Annotated in this window: 2 protein-coding genes; both read right to left on the minus strand. The window is 45.7% G+C overall.

All coding sequences use genetic code 11. From position 1 onward, the window contains the following. Positions 1 to 1458: amidophosphoribosyltransferase (locus VIP81_RS06360; protein ID WP_331957635.1), on the minus strand; the 1458-nt coding region annotated here is incomplete at its 3' end. A gap of 161 nt (positions 1459 to 1619) precedes the next feature. Next, the coding region (locus tag VIP81_RS06365; RefSeq protein ID WP_331957636.1) for a peptidylprolyl isomerase at positions 1620 to 2345 on the minus strand (726 nt) is incomplete at its 5' end.

Here is a 2345-nt window from a genome sequence, read left to right on the forward strand (position 1 = left end):
ATCAATACCATAGCAATCCGGATAGCGGATTTGCGGAGCAGAAGATACGATGATGATTTTTTTCGGTCCTAAACGATCCAGCATTTTAACGATACTCTCTTTCAGGGTAGTACCGCGAACAATGGAGTCATCTATTACCACGAGGGAATCAATACCTGGTCTTACTTTACCGTAGGTGATATCGTACACGTGTTGTACCATTTCATTACGGCTGGAATCTTCGGTAATGAACGTACGCATTTTTACATCCTTGGTAGCTATTTTATCGATGCGGATGCGGCGGTTCACCATTTCAGTGAGCTTTTCCTCATCGAAGTCTTTACCCCAGGAAAGAATACGTTCCACCTTTATTTTGTTGAGATAGTCTTCCAGTCCTTTTAACAGGCCATAGAAGGCTACTTCAGCGGTGTTTGGAATAAAGGAGAAGATGGTATTGCGCAGGTCATTGTCGATGGCCTTTAAAACCGTACCGGATAACAGACGGCCCAGGTCAGTACGTTCCTTGTATATTTTTTCATCGTTACCACGGGAGAAGTAGATCCTTTCAAAGCTGCAGGCTTTACGTTCCTTAGGTTCGAGAATTTGTTCAATGCTGTAGTCGCCGTTGTTTTTAACGATGAGTGCATTACCCGGCATCAGTTCCAGTACTTCATTTTCGCCTACGTTAAAAGTGGTGCGGATAGCAGCTCTTTCTGAGGCAGCCACAATCACATCTTCATTAATGTAGTAGTAGGAAGGACGGATACCATGTGGATCACGGATAACGAAGGCATCTCCGGAACCAATCAGTCCGCAGGTATGATAACCGCCGTCAAACATTGAGAATGCCTGTTGCAGGATATTTTTGATATCAAGGTCATTGCTGCCTTCATTATCATCTTTAGCGAGGAAATGGTGCACCACTTCCAGCATGGCGGCGAGATCGCTGTTCTTATGTACATCACCTGGTTCAGCTTTGGAGAACTCAAAGAGTTCATCTGTATTGATCAGGTTGAAGTTACCTGCCATAGCAAGGTTGCGGGCAGGAATGGTGTTGTAGCGTACAAAAGGATGGCAGAGTTCCACATTGTTTTTACCCTGCGTAGCGTAACGGATATGTCCCATCATCAGCTCCCCGAGGAAACGCACATGGCCTTTCATCAGTCCTGGATATTTGGTGATTTCAGGCTGATATTTTTCTATCTCCTGTATCTCGTCACGTACTTTTGCGAAAATATCCCCGATGGCTTGTGGGGCAGCACTGCGGATGCGGTGCATAAAGGGAACACCAGGTTCGGTATTTAGTTTAACGGTAGCTAAACCAGCGCCATCCTGACCTCTGTTGTGTTGTTTTTCCATGAGCAGGTACAGTTTGTTCAGCCCATAGAAAACACTCCCATATTTTTGTTGGTAGTAGGAAAACGGTTTTCTTAATCTTATAAATGCCAGACCGCATTCATGTTTGATCGCATCACTCATGGCAGAAAATTGAAGTCGCAAAGGTACGGCAAAAAAGGAGAAAACCAGAAAGGTATGGGAAAGGTATCAGGCTTGGCCTATCTGGTATCGGAAAGCCGTAAAAAAAGCGGAGATAAAAGCTTCCGCTTCTATCTCCGCTTTATTAACAGCTGACAGCTGCTTTATTGTTTCGCCAGGGTTGCCATCCACTGGCTGATATGATTACAGTTTTTGTACTCGTCATCCACGTGCACATAGAAAGTAGGGATCTTTTCGAGGAGCCATTTGTTGATAGCTTCTGCACGTTTGATATCCAGCGTACGTTGTTGTATGCGGGAATAATCGTCTGTCAGATTTTCTCTATGTGGTTGTGAGCGTGTTTTCAGGTAAACGATACGTACCGCCTGGCGGCCAGTTTCGTCTGTGAACTGCACGGGTGCTGAAATTTTGCCTGGTTTCAGGGTGTCGAGCATCAGTACAATATCTCTTTGTTCCGGATCGTCCAGCTGATCAATGGTGATCAGGGTGCTACCGTCGCCTGTTTTAGACTGGAGCATACCACCATCAAATTTGGCACTTGGCGCGTCGCTGTATTTCGCAACGGCTTCTGCAAAGTTGATTTTGCCGGCCAGGATGCTGGTGCGAATAGAATCCAGTTTGGATACATTGGCTGCCAGATCGGATTTGGTTACCGCTGCTCTCAGAAGGATATGTTGAACGGTGATATTATCGCCGGAACGTTTCAGCATCTGGATCAGGTGATAGCCGAACTGGGATTTAACGGGAGAAGAGATTTCGCCTTCTTTCAAACGGAAAGAGGCGGCCATGAACTCAGGGTCCCAGGTTTTTTCACTGCGGTTGAGTACCATGATACCTTTGTTATCCTTCACGGAAGGATCTTCAGAGTA

The organism is Chitinophaga sp. (assembly GCF_036566945.1).
Taxonomy (GTDB): domain Bacteria; phylum Bacteroidota; class Bacteroidia; order Chitinophagales; family Chitinophagaceae; genus Chitinophaga.